The 18,677-nt window shown below is 62.9% G+C and carries 18 protein-coding genes and 2 tRNA genes; 11 read left to right on the top strand and 9 right to left on the bottom strand.

All coding sequences use genetic code 11. The annotated features are described in order from the left end of the window. Positions 1 to 47: 47 nt before the first annotated feature. Together CW305_RS04225 and CW305_RS04230 are read left to right on the top strand one after the other, a co-directional pair. Positions 48 to 395, top strand: coding sequence for a tetratricopeptide repeat protein (locus CW305_RS04225; RefSeq protein ID WP_014821012.1), 348 nt, complete (start codon positions 48 to 50; stop codon positions 393 to 395). Between the two features lie 65 nt (positions 396 to 460). After that, positions 461 to 1,933 carry a DNA recombination protein RmuC gene (locus CW305_RS04230; protein ID WP_104097177.1) on the top strand — a complete coding sequence of 491 codons (1,473 nt, stop codon included), beginning with the start codon at positions 461 to 463 and terminating at the stop codon, positions 1,931 to 1,933. A 9-nt stretch (positions 1,934 to 1,942) separates the two neighbouring features. Here the strand turns inward: CW305_RS04230 and CW305_RS04235 are convergent, their stop codons facing one another. Both CW305_RS04235 and CW305_RS04240 read right to left on the bottom strand, forming a co-directional pair. Further along, complete coding sequence (locus CW305_RS04235; RefSeq protein WP_023446240.1) at positions 1,943 to 3,190, bottom strand: MgtC/SapB family protein; 1,248 nt, start codon at positions 3,188 to 3,190, stop codon at positions 1,943 to 1,945. An 88-nt stretch (positions 3,191 to 3,278) separates the two neighbouring features. After that, the gene (locus CW305_RS04240) at positions 3,279 to 6,746 is read right to left on the bottom strand and encodes a hybrid sensor histidine kinase/response regulator (RefSeq protein WP_104097178.1); all 3,468 of its coding nucleotides are present in this window, start codon (positions 6,744 to 6,746) and stop codon (positions 3,279 to 3,281) included. A gap of 277 nt (positions 6,747 to 7,023) precedes the next feature. Between CW305_RS04240 and CW305_RS04245 the strand changes: the two genes are divergently transcribed. The 4 genes from CW305_RS04245 to CW305_RS04260 all read left to right on the top strand — a co-directional run bounded on the left by CW305_RS04245 (position 7,024) and on the right by CW305_RS04260 (position 10,186). Continuing rightward, positions 7,024 to 7,584, top strand: a complete 561-nt coding sequence (locus CW305_RS04245) for a GNAT family N-acetyltransferase (protein ID WP_104097179.1) — start codon at positions 7,024 to 7,026, stop codon at positions 7,582 to 7,584. Positions 7,585 to 7,737: 153 nt separating this feature from the next. Next, on the top strand, positions 7,738 to 8,454 hold the full coding sequence (locus CW305_RS04250; RefSeq protein ID WP_014821007.1) for an AzlC family ABC transporter permease: 717 nt from the start codon (positions 7,738 to 7,740) through the stop codon (positions 8,452 to 8,454). Then, entirely contained in the window at positions 8,451 to 8,777 is a 327-nt protein-coding gene (locus CW305_RS04255; RefSeq protein ID WP_014821006.1) for an AzlD domain-containing protein, read from the top strand. Before CW305_RS04250 ends, CW305_RS04255 begins: the two co-directional genes overlap by 4 nt. Further along, positions 8,774 to 10,186, top strand: coding sequence for an MFS transporter (locus tag CW305_RS04260; RefSeq protein ID WP_104097180.1), 1,413 nt, complete (start codon positions 8,774 to 8,776; stop codon positions 10,184 to 10,186). The genes CW305_RS04255 and CW305_RS04260 overlap by 4 nt, the downstream gene beginning before the upstream one ends. A gap of 36 nt (positions 10,187 to 10,222) precedes the next feature. Here CW305_RS04260 and rdgC read toward each other — a convergent pair whose 3' ends face one another. Next, positions 10,223 to 11,143 carry a recombination-associated protein RdgC gene (rdgC, locus tag CW305_RS04265; RefSeq protein ID WP_003300724.1) on the bottom strand — a complete coding sequence of 307 codons (921 nt, stop codon included), beginning with the start codon at positions 11,141 to 11,143 and terminating at the stop codon, positions 10,223 to 10,225. Between the two features lie 215 nt (positions 11,144 to 11,358). On the opposite strand from rdgC, the gene CW305_RS04270 reads away from it, so the two are divergent. The 3 genes from CW305_RS04270 (at position 11,359) to bamJ (ending at position 12,542) form a co-directional block, all read left to right on the top strand. Beyond that, positions 11,359 to 11,434: transfer RNA gene (locus CW305_RS04270), tRNA-Val, on the top strand. A 13-nt stretch (positions 11,435 to 11,447) separates the two neighbouring features. After that, positions 11,448 to 11,524, top strand: a tRNA-Asp gene (locus CW305_RS04275). Between the two features lie 268 nt (positions 11,525 to 11,792). Further along, complete coding sequence (gene bamJ, locus CW305_RS04280) at positions 11,793 to 12,542, top strand: BamJ family beta-barrel-assembly machinery protein (protein WP_044315268.1); 750 nt, start codon at positions 11,793 to 11,795, stop codon at positions 12,540 to 12,542. Positions 12,543 to 12,613: 71 nt separating this feature from the next. Here bamJ and bfr read toward each other — a convergent pair whose 3' ends face one another. Both bfr and CW305_RS04290 read right to left on the bottom strand, forming a co-directional pair. After that, positions 12,614 to 13,084 carry a bacterioferritin gene (bfr, locus tag CW305_RS04285; protein WP_003300730.1) on the bottom strand — a complete coding sequence of 157 codons (471 nt, stop codon included), beginning with the start codon at positions 13,082 to 13,084 and terminating at the stop codon, positions 12,614 to 12,616. A gap of 191 nt (positions 13,085 to 13,275) precedes the next feature. Further along, a complete protein-coding gene (locus CW305_RS04290; RefSeq protein WP_104097181.1) occupies positions 13,276 to 13,494 on the bottom strand; it encodes a bacterioferritin-associated ferredoxin in 219 nt (72 codons plus the stop codon). A gap of 196 nt (positions 13,495 to 13,690) precedes the next feature. Here CW305_RS04290 and CW305_RS04295 point away from each other — a divergent pair, with 196 nt between their 5' ends. Beyond that, positions 13,691 to 14,230, top strand: a complete 540-nt coding sequence (locus CW305_RS04295) for a YaeQ family protein (RefSeq protein WP_003300734.1) — start codon at positions 13,691 to 13,693, stop codon at positions 14,228 to 14,230. Between the two features lie 18 nt (positions 14,231 to 14,248). Here CW305_RS04295 and CW305_RS04300 read toward each other — a convergent pair whose 3' ends face one another. From CW305_RS04300 to CW305_RS04315, 4 genes are all read right to left on the bottom strand, one after another. Beyond that, a complete protein-coding gene (locus CW305_RS04300) occupies positions 14,249 to 15,469 on the bottom strand; it encodes an NRAMP family divalent metal transporter (RefSeq protein ID WP_104097182.1) in 1,221 nt (406 codons plus the stop codon). Positions 15,470 to 15,583: 114 nt separating this feature from the next. Next, on the bottom strand, positions 15,584 to 16,498 hold the full coding sequence (locus CW305_RS04305; RefSeq protein WP_104097183.1) for a 5-oxoprolinase subunit C family protein: 915 nt from the start codon (positions 16,496 to 16,498) through the stop codon (positions 15,584 to 15,586). Next, the gene (gene pxpB, locus CW305_RS04310; RefSeq protein ID WP_104097184.1) at positions 16,495 to 17,202 is read right to left on the bottom strand and encodes a 5-oxoprolinase subunit PxpB; all 708 of its coding nucleotides are present in this window, start codon (positions 17,200 to 17,202) and stop codon (positions 16,495 to 16,497) included. The genes CW305_RS04305 and pxpB overlap by 4 nt, the downstream gene beginning before the upstream one ends. Then, positions 17,199 to 17,948 carry a 5-oxoprolinase subunit PxpA gene (locus CW305_RS04315; RefSeq protein WP_104097185.1) on the bottom strand — a complete coding sequence of 250 codons (750 nt, stop codon included), beginning with the start codon at positions 17,946 to 17,948 and terminating at the stop codon, positions 17,199 to 17,201. Before CW305_RS04315 ends, pxpB begins: the two co-directional genes overlap by 4 nt. A gap of 192 nt (positions 17,949 to 18,140) precedes the next feature. Between CW305_RS04315 and CW305_RS04320 the strand changes: the two genes are divergently transcribed. Continuing rightward, positions 18,141 to 18,668 (top strand): winged helix DNA-binding protein, encoded by a 528-nt coding sequence (locus CW305_RS04320; protein ID WP_046618750.1) that lies wholly within the window; start codon positions 18,141 to 18,143, stop codon positions 18,666 to 18,668. Positions 18,669 to 18,677 lie beyond the last annotated feature (9 nt).

Below are 18,677 nucleotides of genomic sequence, written 5' to 3' on the forward strand. Positions count from 1 at the left end.
CCGCTTCCTTCGCCACTACCGCCCCTACGGCACGGTTGCCGCTGCGCATGGCGCTGTGGTTGCTCGATAGCCAGCACCTGGGCAGAAATCAGGGTGTCAAACGGATTGCAGGGCGCCTGCTCAAGCAGCCGGCGCGTGAGGGCGTGGTGGAAGCGCAGAGTCGTCTGGGGCGTCTGCTGTGCTGCGAGTGCGATGGTCAGCGCGACCGCCGTATCGGTTTCGAGCTGCTGCGTCAGGCGGCCCGTGCAGGCGACTGCCAGGCACAGCTGGAGCTGGGGCGCCTTTATTGCCAGCCCGACCACAGCGAACCTGCCAAGGCGCGCCTGTGGCTCGAGCAAGCCGCCGCACAGGGTTCCCAGGAGGCTGCGAGCTTCCTTCAGCGGATCAAGGGCTGACGACACCCGCCTGACCACCCACCTGCGGCTCGCTATACTGCCCGGCACTTTTGCCGGAGCCCTTCATGTCCTTTGATCCTCTTCATCTATTGATCGGTCTGGCGCTCGGCCTGGCTGCCCTGGCTGGGCTGAGCCTTTATCTGCAGCGCCGCCTGTCCGCCAGCGAGTCCGAACAGGCGTTGCTCGATGAGCGGCTCCGACAGGCCACCCTGGCGCAGGAGGGGCTGACGGCGCAGCTGGAGGGCTGTCGGATCGAGCTGGCCGAGTTGAGTAGTATCAAATCAGCGCAGCAGGCCGAGCTGGCTGCGCTGCGCCGCGAGGCCGAACTGTTGCGCACGCAGCGTGACGGCCATGATGAAACCATTGCCGACCTGCAAGCCGAGCGCGACGCCCAGCAAGGTGAACTGCGCCGGTTGAGCGCGACCCATGCCGCACTCGAAGCCGAACTGCGCGAACAGCACAACGCCCATCAGCAAAGGCTGGCAGACCTGCAGGCAGCGCGTGACGACCTGCGGGCACAGTTCGCCGAGCTGGCCGGCAAGATCTTCGACGAGCGTGAGCAGCGTTTCAGCGAGTCCAGCCATGAGCGCCTGGGACAGCTGCTCGAACCGTTGAAGGAACGCATCCAGTCGTTCGAGAAGCGAGTCGAGGAGAGCTACCAGAACGAAGCGCGCGAGCGCTTCTCCCTGGCTCGCGAGCTGGAGCGCCTGCAGCAGCTGAACCAACGCCTTGGTGATGAAGCGACCAACCTGACCCGTGCGCTGCAAGGGCAGAAGACACAGGGCAACTGGGGCGAGCTGGTGCTGGAAAAGGTGCTGGAGCACGCCGGGCTGGAGAAGGGCCGCGAGTACCATACGCAGGTCAGCCTGAAGAGCCCGGACGGTGAGCGTTTTCAGCCGGATGTGCTGATCCATCTGCCCGGCGACAAACAGGTCGTGGTTGATGCCAAAGTCAGTCTGACCGCCTATCAGGCGCTGACCTGCGCCGAGGATGAAGGCAGCCGGGCGCTGGCGCTCAAGCAGCATGTGCAATCGCTGCGCAGCCACCTCAAGGGGCTCTCGCTGAAGGACTACCAGCGCCTCGATGGCTTGCAGAGCCTCGACTTCGTGCTGCTGTTCGTGCCAATCGAGGCGGCTTTCGCGGCCGCGCTGCAGGCAGATCCCGATCTGTTCCAGGAAGCCTATGGGCGGCACATCGTGATCGTCAGTCCGACGACCTTGCTCGCCACCCTGCGGGTCATCGACAGCCTCTGGCGGCAGGAGCGGCAAAGCCAGAACGCCCGGGAGATCGCCGAGAAAGCCGGCGGGCTTTACGACAAGTTCGTCGCCTTCATCCAGGATCTCGATGAGATCGGCAGCCGATTGCAGCAGGTGGATCGTGCTTACCTGGCGGCGCGCAACAAGCTTAGCGATGGTCGCGGCAACCTTGTTGGTCGGGCCGAGCAATTGAAGTCGCTCGGTGCACGGGCCAGCAAGCGCTTGCCGGGCGACTGGCTGGAGCGTGCCGGTGCCGAGGAACTCAGCGAGGCGGGCGACTAGATCGCGGCGCTAACGCAACAGCAGCACGGCGAGCGCAGTCAGCAGCCCGGCGAACATGATCGGCAGGGTACGGATAGCCAGTTCACGGCCACCGATGAAGGCGATCAGCATGGCCTTGACCAGGCTGTTGCTCAGCGCGGCGAATACGATGCCGCGCGACGCGACCTCATGGCTGAGCCCGTCGCGGGCATTGTTGGCCAGCGAGAGGGTGATCGCATCCACATCGGTCAGACCTGCGACCAGCGACACCATGTAGATGCCGGCATCGCCCAGCCAGCGCCGTGCACCCTCGACCAGCAGCAGGATCAACACCAGCAAGGCGGCGAAGCGTAGCGCTGGTCCCAGCTCGAACGGGTTCTTCAGCAGGGGCTCGGCAGTGTCTGTGGGCGTTTTGGCTGCCAGCAGGTAATAGAAGATTGCACCTGCTGTATAGATGGCGCCGGCGCACGCCAGAGGCAGGATCAGGCCGGGAAGCAGCGCCGGATTGACCAGCCCCACCTCCAGTAGAACGCGAGGAAACATGAGCGCCGACGTCGCCAGCAGGCCGGCTGCGAGCGCGGCACGCAGCTTCGGCGCATTCAGCCGCGCCAGCGTGATGGTCATCGCAGTGGAGGAGACGATGCCGCCAAGCAGCGCCGTGACGAAGAGGCCGTGACGAGGGCCGAGGATACGGATCGCCACGTATGCGGCGAAACCGATTCCGGCGATCAGTACCACCATCATCCAGGTCGTGTAGGGATTAAGTGCCTGCCAGGGGCCATAGCCCTGGTTCGGCAGCGTGGGCAGCAGCACCACGGAGATGAACAGCATCTTCAGCGCGCCGCCCAGTTCCGCCTCGCTGAGCCGCTTCAGCGCCTGATGCAGCGGGGCTTTCAGGCTCAGCAGCAGCGCCACGACGATGGCGCATGCGGCGGCGAGCTGCCGGCTCTCCGCGACCGCCAGGCTGCCGAGAACAAAGGTCAGCAGCATGGCGACCTCGGTGGTCATGCCATGGTCGCCGCTGCGACGCGCATCGATCAGATAGCCGGCAATGACCAGCAGCGCGAGCATGGCGAACATGGCCACCCAGGCAGAGCCGCCGAGATGGCTGACGCTAACCGCCGCGAGCCCGCCGAACAGGCCCGACAGGCCGAAGGTGCGGACCCCGGCGACCAGCTCCTGGCCGGGGCCGTCTCTGCCGCTCCAGCTACGTTCGGTGCCGATCAGTAGCCCGACGGCAAGCGCCGTGGCGAGGTTGAGAAAAAGCTCGAGCGTCATCGGCCACCTTGCCGCCAAGTGTGCAAATTGCCAGCAGTGTAACCGGCCTCGGCCGCGATTGTTTCACCCGCTGGCCGAGGTCGCCTGTTTACTGAAGCGTCAGGTGCCGGCTCATCAGGGCGCGCAACGCCGCAGGCTTGACCGGCTTGGCGAGGAAATCCAGGCCGCTTGCGTGAATCGCCGCCACCAGTTCCGGGCGGCCATCGGCACTGATCACCACGCCGGGCACCGGCTCGCCCAGCCGAGTGCGCAACCAGGCCATCAGCTCGGTGCCGGTCTGGCCCTCGTCGAGGTGGTAGTCGACCAGTACCAGTTGCGGGCGAATGTCCTCGGCCAGCAGCGCTTCGCATTCGGCGCGGTTGCTGGCGGTCCATACCTGGCAACCCCAGCGGGTGAGCAGGCTGTTCATGCCGACCAGAATGCTGTCCTCGTTATCGATGCAAAGCACCTGAGTGCCGGTCAACGCGGTGTGCTGCGGCTCGCCACGCTTGGCTGCCGGGCGCGGCTGGCTCAATGCACGGGCGACCGGCACGGTGACGCTGAACACGCTGCCCTTGCCCGGCCAGGAGCGCACTTCCAGCGGGTGTTCGAGTACGTGGCAGAGACCGTCGGCGATGGCCAGGCCCAGGCCCAGACCTTTCTCCGCGCGGGTCTGGTGGCTGTCCAGGCGTTTGAACTCCTCGAAGATCACCTTCAGCTTGTCATGCGGGATGCCCGGGCCGCGGTCCCAGACTTCGAGCCGCAGTGATGCGCCTTGCCGGCGCACGCCGAGTACCACGCGGCCCTTGGCGTAACGGAAGGCATTGGTGAGGAAGTTCTGCAGCACGCGACGGAGCAGGCGGATGTCACTGTCGACGCGCAGCTTGCTGCCGTGCACGCGGAAGTTGACCCCCTGTTCGCGGGCCAGGGCGGTGAACTCCGTGCCCAGCGTGTCGAACAGCGTGGCGAGCGGGAAGGGGTTGCGATCCGGAGTCACCCGACCGCTTTCCAGGCGCGAGATATCCAACAGGTCGGTGATCAGGTCTTCAGCCGAACGCAGCGAACTGTCGAGATGCTGCACCAGTTCCTGGGCCTCGCTGGGCAGCGCGCTCTGCTGATGCGACAGTGCGGCGGAGAACAGCCGTGCGGCGTTGAGCGGCTGCATCAGGTCGTGGCTGACGGCGGCGAGGAAGCGGGTCTTCGACTGGTTGGCCGCTTCCGCGGTGCTCTTGGCTTCGATCAGCGCCTGGTTGAGCTGCGACAGTTCCTGGGTCCGCTCGCTGACGCGCTGTTCGAGACCTTCGTTGGCATCTTTCAAGGCGCGTTCGGCTTCGCGGTAGGCGGTGATGTCACTGAAGCTCATGACGAAGCCGCCGCCCGGCATCGGGTTGCCGATCAGCTCCACGACGCGGCCGTTGGGGAACAGCCGCTCGGACGTATGCGCGCGACCTTGGCGCATCCAGTACAGGCGCTTGGCCACGTGGGTGTCGGGATCACCGGGACCGCATAGTCCGCGTTCGGCGTTGTAGCGGATGATGTCGGCGATCGGGCGGCCGATGTAGACCAGCCCGTCCGGGTACTCGAAGAGTTCGAGATAGCGATGGTTCCATGCCACCAGGCGCAGCGACTGATCGACCACGCTGATGCCCTGGGTGATGTTCTCGATCGCGCCTTGCAGCAGTGCGCGGTTGAACTGCAGCACCTCCGACGCTTCGCCGACGATGCGCACCACGTCGTCGACCTGCATGTCGCGGCCTTCCAGCGCTGCCTTAACCACCGCACGGGTGGACGACGCGCCGAGCACGCCCGCCAGCAGGCGTTCGGTATGGGCGATCCACTGACCATCGGCCTGCAGCTTGGGCGAGAAGTCCTGGCCGTGGCGACGGGCAAAGCGCTGGAAACTCTGCTCGGCGCGCTCGGCGCCGACGAAGCGGGATGCCAGGACCAGCAGGTCTTCGACGCGTACGGCGAGCAGACGGCGGGCACCGGTCGGGGAGGCGATCTCCTGACCGATGAAACGGCTGGCCTGCCAGTGCTCCGCCACATGAGTCTGGGTGAGGATGGATACCCAGAAGAACAGCGTTGCGTTACCGATCAGCGACAGGGTCACGCCCAGGGTCAGTCCGCTGAGGCCGAAACCGAGGCCGCCGTTGTACATCCAGCTCAGGCCCGGGAACATTTCCAGCGGCCAGCCCAGCAGAGGAACAATCAGCGTATAGAACCAGATTGCCGCGCCGGCGGTCAGGCCGGCGAACACGCCGCGACGGTTGGCCTGCTTCCAATACAGCGCACCAACCATCGCCGGGGCCAGCTGAGTGATGGCGGCGAAGGCGATCTGGCCGATTGTAGCCAGCGATGCCGTGGAGCCGAGCAGGCGGTAGCTGACATAGGCGAGCAGCAGGATCACGACGATGCTGATGCGACGTACCGAGAGCATCCAGTGACGGAACGCCTCGAATGGGCGCTCGGTTTCCTGGCGGCGCAGCAGCCAGGGCAGCAGCATGTCGTTGGAAACCATGGTCGACAGTGCGACGCTGGCGACGATTACCATGCCGGTTGCCGCCGAGGCGCCGCCGATGAAGGCGAGCAGGGCGAGCCAGGGATGCAGTTCGGCCAACGGCAGGCTGATGACGAAAGAGTCCGGCGTTACGCCGGCGGGCAACAGCATCTGCCCCGCCAGCGCGATCGGGATCACGAATACCGCGGCGAGTACCAGATAGAGCGGAAACACCCAGCGGGCCATACGGAAGTCTCGCGGCTCGATGTTTTCCACCACAGAAACGTGAAACTGCCGCGGCAGACAGACGATCGCCATCATCGCGACGGTGGTCTGGACCAGCATGGCTGACCAGTTGACACCTTCGCTCCAGAATCCGGCAAGGTCCGGCGAGTCATAGGCCTGATTGAACAGATCGCCGAAGCCGTCGAACAGGCCGAAGGTGACGAAGGCGCCCACCGCCAGGAATGCCAGCAGCTTGATCAGCGATTCGAAAGCGATTGCCAGGACCATGCCGCGGTGATGCTCGGTCACATCGAGGTTGCGCGTGCCGAAGAGGATGGTGAACAGCGCCAGCACGATCGAGACGATCAGCGCGGTGTCGCGCGTGCCGGTGCCGGCTGCCTCGATGTTGATGCCGCTTAGCAGGTTGACGCCGAGTACGATGCCTTTGAGCTGCAGCGCGATGTACGGCAGTACGCCAACCAGGCAGATCAGCGTGACGACCACCGCGAGCAGCTGCGACTTGCCATAGCGGGCGGCGATGAAGTCGGCAATGGAGGTGATGTTCTCCTGCTTGCTGATCATGATCATCTTCTGGATCACATGCGGTGCGAACAGCATCAGCAGGATCGGGCCCAGATAGATCGGCAGGAACGCCCAGAGCTGCTCGGCGGATTGGCCAACGGCACCGAAAAAGGTCCAGCTGGTGCAGTACACCGCCAGTGAAAGGCTATAGACCCAAGGCCGCAGGCGCGGCGACATGGAAGCGCTGTTGCGGTCGCCGTAGAAAGCGATGGCGAACAGAATGGCCATATAGACGAGGGCGACCGCGGCGATCAGCCCGCCTGACAGCGTCATGCAAACTCCAGAAAACGAAAGGTGAGTGCCAGGCAGGCCTCGGCGGGCCGGTAACGGTGCCGAATTCAATCAGCCCTGGCGACTCGTTAATATGCTGAGTTCGCGAAGTTTCGCAGCAATGGTCACCCCGTGTGCAGGGTTGCGACCAAGGTCGCATGCGTCTAGCGCGGGCCCGCCAGCAATATCGCCGGTCGTCCGCGAAGTACGGCGTTTCCTGCGCCATGGGTTACTGTCTGGTAACCGCCGATTTGCCCGAACGCAATAACAGGAGAATGTCATGCTCAGCCCCCATCCGGTAACCCTGCAACGCGGGGCGCTGCGCCTGGAGCCGCTGATGGAAGCGGATATCCCGGAGCTGGTTGCCCTGGCAGAGCGGAACCGCGCCGAGCTGACATATATGGCCGGGCCGCTACGGCCGGACTGGTACCGCCATGCGCTGGCGGAACAGCGCGAGGGGCGCGCGGTTGTCTTCAGTGTGCGCATGGCCGAGCAGCTGGTCGGCACCACGCGCTTCGCCGACTTCAACCTGAGCCTGCCGGCGGCCGAATTGGGCTGGACCTGGCTGGATCAGGCGGAGCATGGCACCGGGCTGAATGCCTCAATCAAGTACCTGCTGCTGCGTCACGCATTCGAAGAATGGCAGTTGGTTCGCCTGCAGCTGAAGACTGCCGCCAGTAACCTCCGCTCGCAGCGGGCCATCGAAAAGCTAGGTGCCCTACGCGAAGGATTGCTGCGTAACCATCGGCGACTGGCAGCCGGTCGTCTGGACGATACCGTGCTGTACAGCATCACCGACCGTGACTGGCCGCAGCTCAAGCAGCGGCTCGCGGCCGACTGACTGCTCTGCGACGCATCGCCTGGGCGTCTCAGTTCGGTTATCGTGCGGTGCTTTGCCGCATGTCTTGCGTCGATCTGTCCGCCCCCCACGCCTTTCGCTACGAGGTCGATAGGCAACGCAAGGTTCGGTGCGAAATTGGCTACAGGAGTTCCAATGTCCCGCTCGCAAGAGTTCGTTCACGGATGCCGTGACATTCTGCCGTTGATCCTCGGTGCGATTCCGTTCGGCGTCATCTTCGGCACGCTGGCCGTCGGCGCCGGATTGACGCCCTGGCAGACCATGGGCATGTCTTCGCTGGTCTTCGCCGGTTCCGCACAGTTCATCGCGATCACGCTGATAACCGGTGGCGTAGGCGCAGCCGTGGTACTGCTGACCACCTTCGTGGTCAATCTGCGGCATGCCTTGTACAGCGCCGCGCTGCAGCCATTCGTTCGTCATCTGCCGGGCCGCTGGCGCGCCCCTCTGGCGTTCTGGCTCACGGACGAGGCCTTCGCCGTGGTGCAGAACCGCTATGCCCGCGACGATGAGTCGCCGTACAAGCATTGGTTCTTTCTCGGCGCTGCGCTGACCATGTACATCAACTGGCAGCTGTCGACACTGGTGGGTGTCGCCTTCGGTCAGGCGGTTCCGGATATCGCCAGCTGGGGGCTGGACTTCGCCATGATCGCCACCTTCATCGGCATCGCGGTGCCGATGATGCGGACGCGCCCGCAGGTGGCCTCGGCGCTGGTGGCTGGCGCGGTGGCCTTGCTGACCTGGGAGCTGCCTTACAAGCTCGGACTGATCGCCGCCGCCATGGCCGGCATCGTCGTCGGCGTCTGGCTCGAACGTCGCGCCGAAGCGGCTGCGCGCATGCAGGGGGCGCTATGACGACCTGGTTGCTGATCTTCGGCATGCTGGCGATCACCTTCGTGATCCGCTACAGCTTTTTCGCCTGGCCCAACCTGCGCTTTCCCCGCGCTATCGAGCAGGGGCTGCATTACGTGCCGGTGGCGGTACTGACTGCCATCGTGGTGCCGGGAATGCTGATGCCGGAAGGGCAGTGGGCGTTGCGCCCGGACAATGCCTATCTGCTAGCGGGGCTGTTGGCGATCCTCATAGCCGCGTTTAGCCGCAACCTGCTGGCGACTATCGCCGGCGGACTGCTGAGCTTCTTTCTGCTGCGCTGGGCTTTCGGGCAGTTGCCGATATGAATCAGGAATCGACCGGGGCTAGCTCGACAAGGCGTGTGCCAGCTGGCGGGCCGGCGACCACGCATTCGCAGTTTCGCCTGCTCGGCAAGCGTCGCTTCCTGCCTTTTTTCTGCACGCAGCTGCTCGGTGCATTCAACGACAACGTGTTCAAGCAGGCGTTGATCCTGGCGATTCTGTTCAAGATCGGCACTGGCGCCGACAAGAGTCTGCTGATCAATCTTTGTGCGCTGCTGTTCATCCTGCCGTTCTTTCTGTTCTCCGCGCTGGGTGGCCAGTTCGGCGAGCGCTTCGAGAAGGCCTGGCTGATTCGCCGAATCAAGTTCGCCGAGATCCTGATCATGCTTGTCGGGGCGCTCGGCATGCTGCTCGGCAACCTGCCGGTATTGCTTGCGGTGCTGTTCTGCATGGGCACCCAGTCGGCGCTGTTTGGTCCGGTCAAGTACTCGATCCTGCCGCAGCAGCTCGCCGAGGATGAGCTGGTGGGAGGCAATGCGCTGGTGGAGATGGGAACGTTCCTGGCGATTCTCGGGGGCACCATCGGTGCGGGTGTGTTGATGGCGAGTGAGGGCTACGCCGAGCTGGTGGCGATCAGCGTGGTGCTGATCGCGCTCGTCGGTTATCTCGCCAGTCTGGCCATTCCAGCCGGTACGGCAGCGCTGCCGACCCTGCATATGGATTGGCGCGTGTTGCGTCAGTCATGGCGCATTCTGCGGCTGGGGCTCGGTCAGCAGCGGGCGGTGTCCCGGGCCATGCTGGGCAATTCCTGGTTCTGGTTTCTCGGTGCGACTTACCTGACGCAGATCCCGGCGTTTGCCAAGGACTATCTCGGTGGCGATGAAAGCGTGGTGACGTTGATCCTGACGCTGTTTTCGATCGGCATCGCGCTGGGATCGCTGCTTTGCGAGCGGCTGTCGCGGCATCACGTGGAGATCGGCCTGGTCCCGTTCGGAGCCATTGGCCTGAGCCTTTGCGGAGTGCTGCTGTGGTGGCATGCGAGCGGCCACGTGGAGCCTGTGGGTACGGTCGACTGGCTTGCGCTGCTCGGCGAGCCTTCTGCCTGGTGGGTACTGATGGATATCCTCGGGCTGGGGATTTTCGGTGGGCTGTACATCGTCCCGCTGTATGCCCTGATCCAGTCACGCAGTGTGGTTCACGAGCGCTCGCGAGTGGTGGCAGCGAACAATATTCTCAATGCGCTGTTCATGGTCGCGTCGGCGATCATCGCAATTGTCCTGCTGGTGCTGCTGAAGCTCTCGATACCGCAGCTTTTTCTGACTGTTTCGTTGCTCAGCGTGCTGGTCTGCGGGGCGCTGTTCGTCGATGCGCCGGAGTTCATCGAGCGTTTTCTGATCTGGTCGCTGGGGGAGCGATTGGGCGGGGCGCTGGCGTTGCAGCTGAAGGTGCGTTGAGGGGAGCGGGGCGCCGATCAGCGCCCCGGGCGGGTGTCAGAGGCCCTGGGGGACTTCTTCGCCACCGAACGCCTCGAACAGCGCAGGCAGGAACTCGCGGAAGGTCATCATCATCAGCAGGAAACTGGCGTCCTGCTGGGCAAGGGCGTCTTCACCACCGTCCTGCTCGGCCTGGTCCTGCAGCAGTTCCTCGAAGCGCAGGCGCTTGATGATCAACTTGTCGTCCAGCACGAAGGACAGCTTGTCCTGCCAGGCCAGCGACAGCTGGGTGACCTGCTTGCCGGCTTCCATATGCTGCTGGATCTCGTCGCTGGTCAGGTCCTGGCGCTTGCAGCGCACCACGCCGCCGTCCTCGTGGGTATCGCGCAGCTCACATTCGTCGAGCACGAAGAAATCGTCTGCGGACTTCTGCGTCTTGACCCAATCGGTCAGGGTGGCGCTTGGCGCAATCTTCACGGTCAGCGGGCGCACCGGCAGCGAGCCGATCGCTTCACGCAGGGTCGACAGCAGGTCCTCGGCCTTCTTCGGGCTGGCCGAGTTCACCAGGATCAGCCCGCGCTCGGCGTCGATTGCGGCGAAGGTGCCGGATTTGCGGATGAAGGCGCGCGGCAGAAAGGCCTGGATGATCTCGTCTTTTATCTGGTCGCGCTCCTTCTTGTAGACCTTGCGCATCTGCTCGGCTTCGATCTCGTCGACCTTTTCCTTCAGGGCATCCTTGACGACGCTGCCCGGAAGAATGCGTTCTTCCTTGCGCGTGGCGATCAGCAGGAAACCCTGGCTGACGTGCACCAGGGGGGCGTCTTCACCCTTACCAAAAGGGGCGACGAAGCCGTAGGTGCTCAGCTCCTGGCTGGCGCAGGGGCGGGCAGGTTTGGCGGCCAGTGCAGCTTCGAGTGTCTCGGCATCTAGAGCGACGTTCTGGGTGAGACGGTAAACGAGCAGGTTACGAAACCACATGGCGGGGTAGATCTCCGGAAAGCAAAGGGGTGCATTATTCCTGCCTGGCCAGTTCAGGCCAACCCTGCGGGATGTTAATGCACGGCGAACGAGAAAAATCGGCTGGTAAATCGAGGGTTTTCCTAAGTCTTTGGAACTTCTGCAATTTTTTTTTCGAAAGGGGGTTGCCAAGGTGCGGAACCCTCTCTAGAATGCGCCCCACTTCGAGAGCAAACGGGTGATTAGCTCAGCTGGGAGAGCATCTGCCTTACAAGCAGAGGGTCGGCGGTTCGATCCCGTCATCACCCACCACTCGAGGTTTAGCGCAGCGGTAGTTCAGTCGGTTAGAATACCGGCCTGTCACGCCGGGGGTCGCGGGTTCGAGTCCCGTCCGCTGCGCCATATTCGCTTCACGGGTCCACTGAACGCCCTGAAGCAACGAAAGAAACGGCCATCTAGGCCGTTTTTTTTTGCCTGGATATTTTTGGGCGGAAGCTGCGGGTGCCGCTTCTCGCTCGGCTCGATCCTGCTGTCGGGATTGCTACGCGCGTCCGTTCTTTGCAATCTCTTTACGGTCCTTGCCTTGGGGTGCGGTAGCCAGTGCCGGGATGCGCTGCTAAGCTCGACCATCGGTTTTTCGAATGCCCAACAGCGTATTTAAGGAAACAGCATGAGACTGAGACATCATCGTTTGGCGCCTGCGGTTGCCCTGGTTGGCCTGGTGCTGGCCGGCTGCGACTCGCAGACCAGTGTCAAACTGGACACTCCGGCGCAGAAGGCGTCCTATGGTATCGGCCTGAACATGGGCAAGAGCCTTGCGCAGGAGGGTATGGATGATCTCGACTCCCAGGCTGTTGCGCAGGGTATTGAAGATGCCATCGGCAAGAAGGAGCAGAAGCTCACCGATGAGCAGCTGATGGAGGCTTTCACCTTCCTGCAGACCCGTGCCGAAGAGCGCATGGTTGAGATGAATGCCAAGGCGGTCGAGGCTGGCAAGAAGTTCCTCGAAGACAACGCCAAGCGTGAAGGTGTGAAGACCACCGAATCCGGTCTGCAGTACGAAGTCGTCAAGGCGGCCGAAGGCCGTCAACCGACCGAGAACGACGTGGTGACCGTGCACTACGAGGGCAGCTTGACCGACGGCACCGTCTTCGATAGCTCGATCAAGCGCGGCAGCCCGATCGATCTGCCGGTCGGCGGTGTGATTCCAGGTTGGGTCGAAGGTCTGCAGCTGATGCATGTGGGCGAGAAGTACAAGCTCTACATCCCGAGCGAACTGGCCTACGGTGAGCAAAGCCCGAGCCCGCTGATCCCGGCCAACTCGGTGCTGGTCTTCGATCTCGAGCTGCTGGATATCAAGGGTGGCGAGGCCGAGCAGCCCGCAGCCGAGCAGCCTGCTGAAGCAGCCGAGCAGGAATAAGCGGTTCTCTTCGCTGCAAACGAAAACGCCCCGATCTAGTCGGGGCGTTTTTATATGGGCTTGCTACTGAATCAGTCGTCCATCTGCGACTGCAGGTAGTTTTCCATGCCCACCTTGTCGATCAGGCTCAGCTGCGTCTCCAGCCAGTCGATATGCTCCTCCTCGGATTCGAGGATGTCTTCCAGCAGCTCGCGACTGCCGTAGTCGCCGACGCTTTCGCAATAAGCGATGGCGACCTTCAGATCCTGCACGCCACCTTGCTCCAGCCTGAGGTCGCACTCGAGCATCTCGCGAGTGTTCTCACCGATCAGCAACTTGCCCAGATCCTGCAGATTCGGCAGGCCTTCCAGGAACAGGATGCGCTTGATCAGCTTGTCCGCATGCTTCATCTCGTCGATGGATTCTTCGTACTCATGCTTGCCGAGCTTGCCGAGACCCCAGTCCTCATACATGCGCGCGTGCAGGAAGTACTGGTTGATGGCTACCAGCTCATTGCCGAGGATCTTGTTGAGGTGCTGAATGACCAGCTTGTCGCCTTTCATGTAGTTAGCCTGCCTGACGCGGTGGGAATGCAAGCAGTCTGGCCACGCTCAGGTGACCTGTCAAACCTAAGTCATTGAATGCTAAAGCTAAACCCTAGCGAGAATAGTTGCGTTCCGCATCCTTCTGAGCAACTTGCTGATTTGCAGGCAAAAAAAAGCCGGGCATGGCCCGGCTTCATGGCTTCAGTCTGTCAAGCCTGAACAAAACTGGCAGGGTAGGCGAGTGAGGCCTGGGCACTTTGCACGTTGCTGAGCGTTTCGCGCACGACCTGCTTGGCGGCGCAGGCGCACTTGCCGCACTGGGTGGCGACGCCGGTCGTTTCCCGTACTTCACGGTAGCTGCAGCAGCCTTCGTAGATGGCATCGCGAATCTGGCCGTCGGTGACACCCTGGCAAAGACAGACGTACATAGAAGCACTACCCGTTGAATTCGTTGACGGTTGGGATGCTAATCAGAATGAGAATAATTGTCAAAGTTCGTTCGTCGGGGGTTTCTCCTGATGAGCGTATTTTTCCGTTCGTACCGACGGTGTCGAAGGCCGCAGCGAGGATCGGTGTTGACCGCTTTGCGGTAGACTGCGCGCCTTTTCGCAACGGAGGCCGTTCATGGCCCTGCAAGCCACACCATACAAAGTCGAGCTGAATCTCACGGACCTGGACCGCGGGGTTTACGAGAATCTGCGCTTTACGGTCGCCAAACACCCGTCGGAAACCGAAGAACGCCTCGGCGTACGATTGATTGCCTATGCGCTCTGGTATAGCGAGCAGCTGGCCTTTGGTCGCGGCCTCTCTGATGTGGACGAGCCAGCACTCTGGGAAAAGAGTCTGGATGGCCGCGTCCTTCATTGGATCGAAGTGGGTCAGCCGGATGCAGAGCGATTGACCTGGTGTTCGCGACGAGCCGAACGCGTCAGTCTGGTTGCCTATGGCAATCTGCGCGTCTGGCAGGGCAAGGTGATCGATGCGGTGAAGGGATTGAAGAATCTGTCCATTGCCACCATCGACTCGGAGTCACTTGCCGCGTTGGTCAAGGACTTGCCGCGTAGTCTGCAGTGGGGCGTGATGATCAGTGACGGCACGTTGTTCATCACCGATGAGCGTGGCCAGTTCGAAGTGAAGTTGGGTTGGTTGCTCGGCGAGCGCTGAGAGCGCCCGCCGTGCCAGTCACGCTTGCCAGAACTCCAGCAGCGCATTGAACGACATCACCACCCCGACCGCCGTGGCCAGCATGGCCAATATGCCGAACACCAGCATCCAGGTGGGGTGGCGGTAGGCGTCGCCGACGATGTTCGTTTTGCGCGATGCGAGCAGTATGCAGCCCAGTGCCAGCGGCAGCACCAGGGCATTCAGCGTGCCCGCTACCACCAGAACCTTCACGGGCTGGCCGACCAAGCTGTAGATGAGCGTCGAGCAGGCAATAAAGGCGATCACCACTCGCTGGTTATGCCGGCGGATGCTGTCATGCAGCGAGTACATGAAGGTCACACTGGTATAAGCGGCGCCGATCACCGATGAAACCGAAGCGGCCAGCAGCACTACGCCAAAGGTCTTGTAGCCGATGGTGCCCATCGAATGGGAAAACACCGACGCAGCGGGGTTGCTCGGGTCGAGAGTCAGGCCCTGGCTGACGACCCCGAGCGCGGCAAGAAAGAGGCAGATGCGCACGACGCCGGTGGTAGCGATACCGATCACAGCCGCGCGGGTTACCAGCCTGACATTCTCTACCCCGGTGATGCCGGCCTCTACCAGGCGATGGCCACCGGAAAACGATATGTAGCCGCCGACCGTGCCGCCCACCAATGTCACGATCGGCAGCAGCAGGATCAATGGGTCGTCCGGATTGAAGCTGCGACTCATCGCTTCGAGCAGCAGTGGATTCGACTGCAGCATGGCGTAGCCGATCATGCACAGCATTACCAGGCCGAGAACCTGCATCACCGAGTCCATCACGCCCTTGGCGTTGCGCAGCAGGAAGATGCCGATGATCAGCACCGCGGCGATCAGCGAGCCGATTATCGGCGGGACGCCGAAGATCACATTCATCGCCAGGCCGGCGCCACCGATGTTGCCGATGTTGAAGGCAATGCCGCCAAGCACGATGAAGGCGGATATCAGATGGCCGACGCCGGGTATCACGCGGTTGGCGACGTCCTGGCCGCGCAGGTTGGCAACGGTGATCACCCGCCAGATATTAAGCTGGGCACCGATGTCGATGAGCAAAGAGATCAGGATCGCGAAGGCGAAACTCGCCAGATACTTCTCGGTGAACAGCGACGTTTGGGTTAGAAACGCGGGTCCGATGGACGAAGTCGCCATGATGAAAATGGCGCCGCGCAGGACGTTGCGCTGGGCGGGAGTGCCGCGTTCGGCTTGTGTGGCTTGCATTGGATACCTTCTTTTTCTTGGCGTTGGGGCAGGTAGAAATGCGCCCGGGTCATACCCGGCAATGTTGTTCTTGTAGGAATAACTGGCTGCTGGTCAGCGGCTCCTTATGAGCGACTACCGCCACTGGGCGAGCAGTTCGCGGTGCGCGCGTTGCGCGGCCTCCAGTGAAATCGGTTTGAGCCTGAGCGAGGTACCGGGCAGGCACTGCGCCAGCTGGGCCACCGCCGCAGGTGTCAGCGCGCCTAGGCGTGGATAGCCGCCGATTGTCTGGCGGTCGTTGAGCAGGATGATCGGCTGCCCGTCGGCCGGAACCTGGATCGCCCCCAGCGGCACGCCTTCGGAAATCATGGATGAGCGCGTGCTGTGAAGCGTGGGGCCGAGCAAGCGCACGCCCATGCGGTCGGCTCGTTGATCGACTGTCCAGTCGCTGTTGAAGGCATCGAACAGGCTCTGGCCGCTGAAATCACCAATCTGCGCGCCGAGCACGACCGCCAGGGTCGGGCTCGATAGTGGGGTGACGGTTTGCACTGGCAGCTCTCGGCGAGCAGCAGAAACACCACTGAGCCAGTGCAAGCGGTCGCCCTTGGCCAGCGCTTGGCCGTCACCGGCCAAGCCGCCGAGCTGCTCGCGCCGGACCGTGGCGTAGCTGCCCAACACCGGTGTCGCCTGGAAGCCGCCTGGTGCGGCGAGATAGGCGCGAACGCCTCGCTTTGGATGCGCGAAGGCAAGCAGCTGACCCTTACGGACCTCGAAGCTGCGCCCCGGTGCGATGGCTTCGTCATCGAGCGCGGCGCCGAGATCGGCACCGCAGATCGCCAGGCAGGTATCGGTTTGCGCGCGAAGGCTGAAATTCCCCAGCGTGATTTCCACCGTAGCGGCCTGCGCAGGATTTCCAAGCAGCCAGTTGGCCCAGCCGTGGGAAATCCAGTCCACCGGGCCGCCCTGGGTAACGCCGAGGTGGCGGACGCCCATACGGCCGCCGTCCTGCAGGCTGGCCAATGCGCCGGCGCGTTCGATAAGCAGGCTCATGCAGCGGTCTCCTCGAAGGGGCTGTCGTCACCGCCCAGGCGGACGAATTCGGCGCGCTCGATGGGCACGAAGCGCACCCGGTCGCCTGGCTGCCAGAGGCTGTAGCCGTCGAGCTCGCGGTCGAACAGACGAACCGGGCTGCGCCCGATCAGATTCCAGCCGCCCGGCGAAACCAGCGGGTAGATCGCTGTCTGCCGATCGGCGATGCCCAGGCTGCCGGCCGGCACCCGCTTGCGTGGTGTGGCCAGGCGCGGGCTTGCCAGTTGTTCGTCCACCAGTCCGAGAAAGGCGAAGCCCGGTGCAAAGCCCAATGCGAATACCTGATAGATATGCGCGCTGTGTTGCTCGATCACGCCGGCTACACCGAGGCCGCTGCGCTCGCCCAGCGCTTGCAGTTCCGGGCCGACGCTCGGGTCGTACCACACCGGTATATCGTGCTGGCGAGCACTTTCGGCAGCGGCCGGCTGAAGACCTTCAAGGGCCTGATGAAGATGCTGGCGGGCCTGCTGATCGTTCAGCCGGGTCAGGTCGTAATGCACCAGCAGGGTGGTGTAGGAAGGCACCAGATCGATCAGTGCCGCGCCGAAGGTTTCGCGCACACGCTGACTGGCGGCGAGCATCCAGGGCATATTGTCTTCATCGATCTGATCGAACAGGCGCAGCAACAGACTGTCGACGCCGACCACTTCGATCCGCGGCTTCATGCGGGAAGCGCCTGCAGCGACTGACGGATGCGCTGGACGGCGGCTATGGAACCGGCGTTGTCGCCATGCACGCAGAGGGTATCGGCCTGCAGAATCAGCGCGCTGCCATCGCTCGCAATCAGCGCCTCGCCCTTGGCCAGGCACAGGGCCTGGTCGGTCACGGTTTCTGCATCGTGGTGGACGGCGCCTGGCAGGCTGCGCGAAACAAGCATGCCGGCGGCGTCATAGGCGCGGTCAGCGAACACCTCGAACCACAGGGTGATGCCCATTTCCGCTGCCAGCGCCTGGCTCGTGCTGTTGTCGCGGGTGGACATCAGCATCAACGGCAGGTTGGCGCTGTAGGCCTTGATGGCGCTCATCACTGCGCGCAGCAGGTCGGGCTGGCGCATCATGTCGTTGTACAGCGCACCGTGGGGTTTGACGTAGCGGACCTGCGTGCCTTCAGCGCGGCAGATGCCGTCGAGCGCGCCGATCTGGTAGAGCAGCATGTTCTCCACTTCGGCCGGGCTGCAGGCCATGGAGCGCCGGCCGAAGCCGACCAGATCCGGATAGGCCGGATGGGCGCCGATGCGCACATCATGCTTGCGTGCCAACGCGACCGTGCGCCGCATGATCTGCGGATCGGACGCGTGGAAGCCGCAGGCGACATTGGCGCAGTCGATGAAAGGCATCACCTCGGCATCCAGACCCATGGTCCAGGCGCCGAAGCTTTCCCCTATGTCGCAATTGAGTAAGAGACGACTCACGATGGCTGCTCCTTTCGAAATGGACTGGTGCGTTTGCGGCGGTGTCGAGGATCGATACACTGATAAAGTATTGATAAATTATCAACGTATTTCTTCCGTCGGGCGTCTGAAGTGCCTGAGCGGACATTGCTGTATCCTTGCCCGCCCCATCGATACGAACGGCGCTGCCGCTTCATCAATCAGGAACTCAAGATGGTTGACGCCAAAAGCCCCCGCCCGTTGCGATCTTCGATCGTCGCTTCGGCGCACCTCGCCGAGCAGTCGCAGGAACTCTCTGAACTGGAGTACGGCATCATCGTCGCCAGCGCCGCGCTGATGCGCTGGATGGAGCGCTGCATGCAGGCCTGCGGCACGGTAGAGATGAACGCGCTGGACGTCATGGTGCTGCACAACCTCGCCAGTCGCGGCCGCGCCAAGCGACAGGCGGACATCTGCCTGCTGCTCAACGTGGAAGACACGCACACCGTGACCTACGCGCTGAAGAAGCTGAGCAAACTCGGCCTGGTGGAAGGTGCCAAGCAGGGCAAGGAAATGTTCTATCGCACCACCGAAAAGGGTCGCGCGCTCTGCCAGGAATACGCCGACATCCGCCGCGAATGCCTGATCGCGTCGTTCGAGAACCTGAATATCGATCCCGATGAGATCCACCGCCTGGCCGGCATGCTGCGTGCCATGTCCGGGCTGTACGACCAGGCCGCTCGCGCCGCCACCTCCCTGTAAACGACCTTC

It is taken from the genome of Stutzerimonas kunmingensis, from assembly GCF_002929225.1.
GTDB lineage: Bacteria > Pseudomonadota > Gammaproteobacteria > Pseudomonadales > Pseudomonadaceae > Stutzerimonas.

Bases quoted from the DNA above. Each gene is read 5' to 3' on its own strand.
- bfr (WP_003300730.1), bottom strand. From the start codon at position 13,084: ATGAAAGGCGACAAGCTGGTCATTCAGCACCTCAACAAGATCCTCGGC.
- rdgC (WP_003300724.1), bottom strand. From the start codon at position 11,143: ATGTGGTTTCGTAACCTGCTCGTTTACCGTCTCACCCAGAACGTCGCT.
- CW305_RS04225 (WP_014821012.1), top strand. From the start codon at position 48: ATGGCGCTGTGGTTGCTCGATAGCCAGCACCTGGGCAGAAATCAGGGT.
- CW305_RS04230 (WP_104097177.1), top strand. From the start codon at position 461: ATGTCCTTTGATCCTCTTCATCTATTGATCGGTCTGGCGCTCGGCCTG.
- bamJ (WP_044315268.1), top strand. From the start codon at position 11,793: ATGAGACTGAGACATCATCGTTTGGCGCCTGCGGTTGCCCTGGTTGGC.
- CW305_RS04235 (WP_023446240.1), bottom strand. From the start codon at position 3,190: ATGACGCTCGAGCTTTTTCTCAACCTCGCCACGGCGCTTGCCGTCGGG.
- CW305_RS04240 (WP_104097178.1), bottom strand. From the start codon at position 6,746: ATGACGCTGTCAGGCGGGCTGATCGCCGCGGTCGCCCTCGTCTATATG.
- CW305_RS04255 (WP_014821006.1), top strand. From the start codon at position 8,451: ATGACGACCTGGTTGCTGATCTTCGGCATGCTGGCGATCACCTTCGTG.
- CW305_RS04245 (WP_104097179.1), top strand. From the start codon at position 7,024: ATGCTCAGCCCCCATCCGGTAACCCTGCAACGCGGGGCGCTGCGCCTG.
- CW305_RS04250 (WP_014821007.1), top strand. From the start codon at position 7,738: ATGTCCCGCTCGCAAGAGTTCGTTCACGGATGCCGTGACATTCTGCCG.
- CW305_RS04290 (WP_104097181.1), bottom strand. From the start codon at position 13,494: ATGTACGTCTGTCTTTGCCAGGGTGTCACCGACGGCCAGATTCGCGAT.
- CW305_RS04300 (WP_104097182.1), bottom strand. From the start codon at position 15,469: ATGCAAGCCACACAAGCCGAACGCGGCACTCCCGCCCAGCGCAACGTC.
- CW305_RS04320 (WP_046618750.1), top strand. From the start codon at position 18,141: ATGGTTGACGCCAAAAGCCCCCGCCCGTTGCGATCTTCGATCGTCGCT.
- pxpB (WP_104097184.1), bottom strand. From the start codon at position 17,202: ATGAAGCCGCGGATCGAAGTGGTCGGCGTCGACAGTCTGTTGCTGCGC.
- CW305_RS04295 (WP_003300734.1), top strand. From the start codon at position 13,691: ATGGCCCTGCAAGCCACACCATACAAAGTCGAGCTGAATCTCACGGAC.
- CW305_RS04260 (WP_104097180.1), top strand. From the start codon at position 8,774: ATGAATCAGGAATCGACCGGGGCTAGCTCGACAAGGCGTGTGCCAGCT.
- CW305_RS04305 (WP_104097183.1), bottom strand. From the start codon at position 16,498: ATGAGCCTGCTTATCGAACGCGCCGGCGCATTGGCCAGCCTGCAGGAC.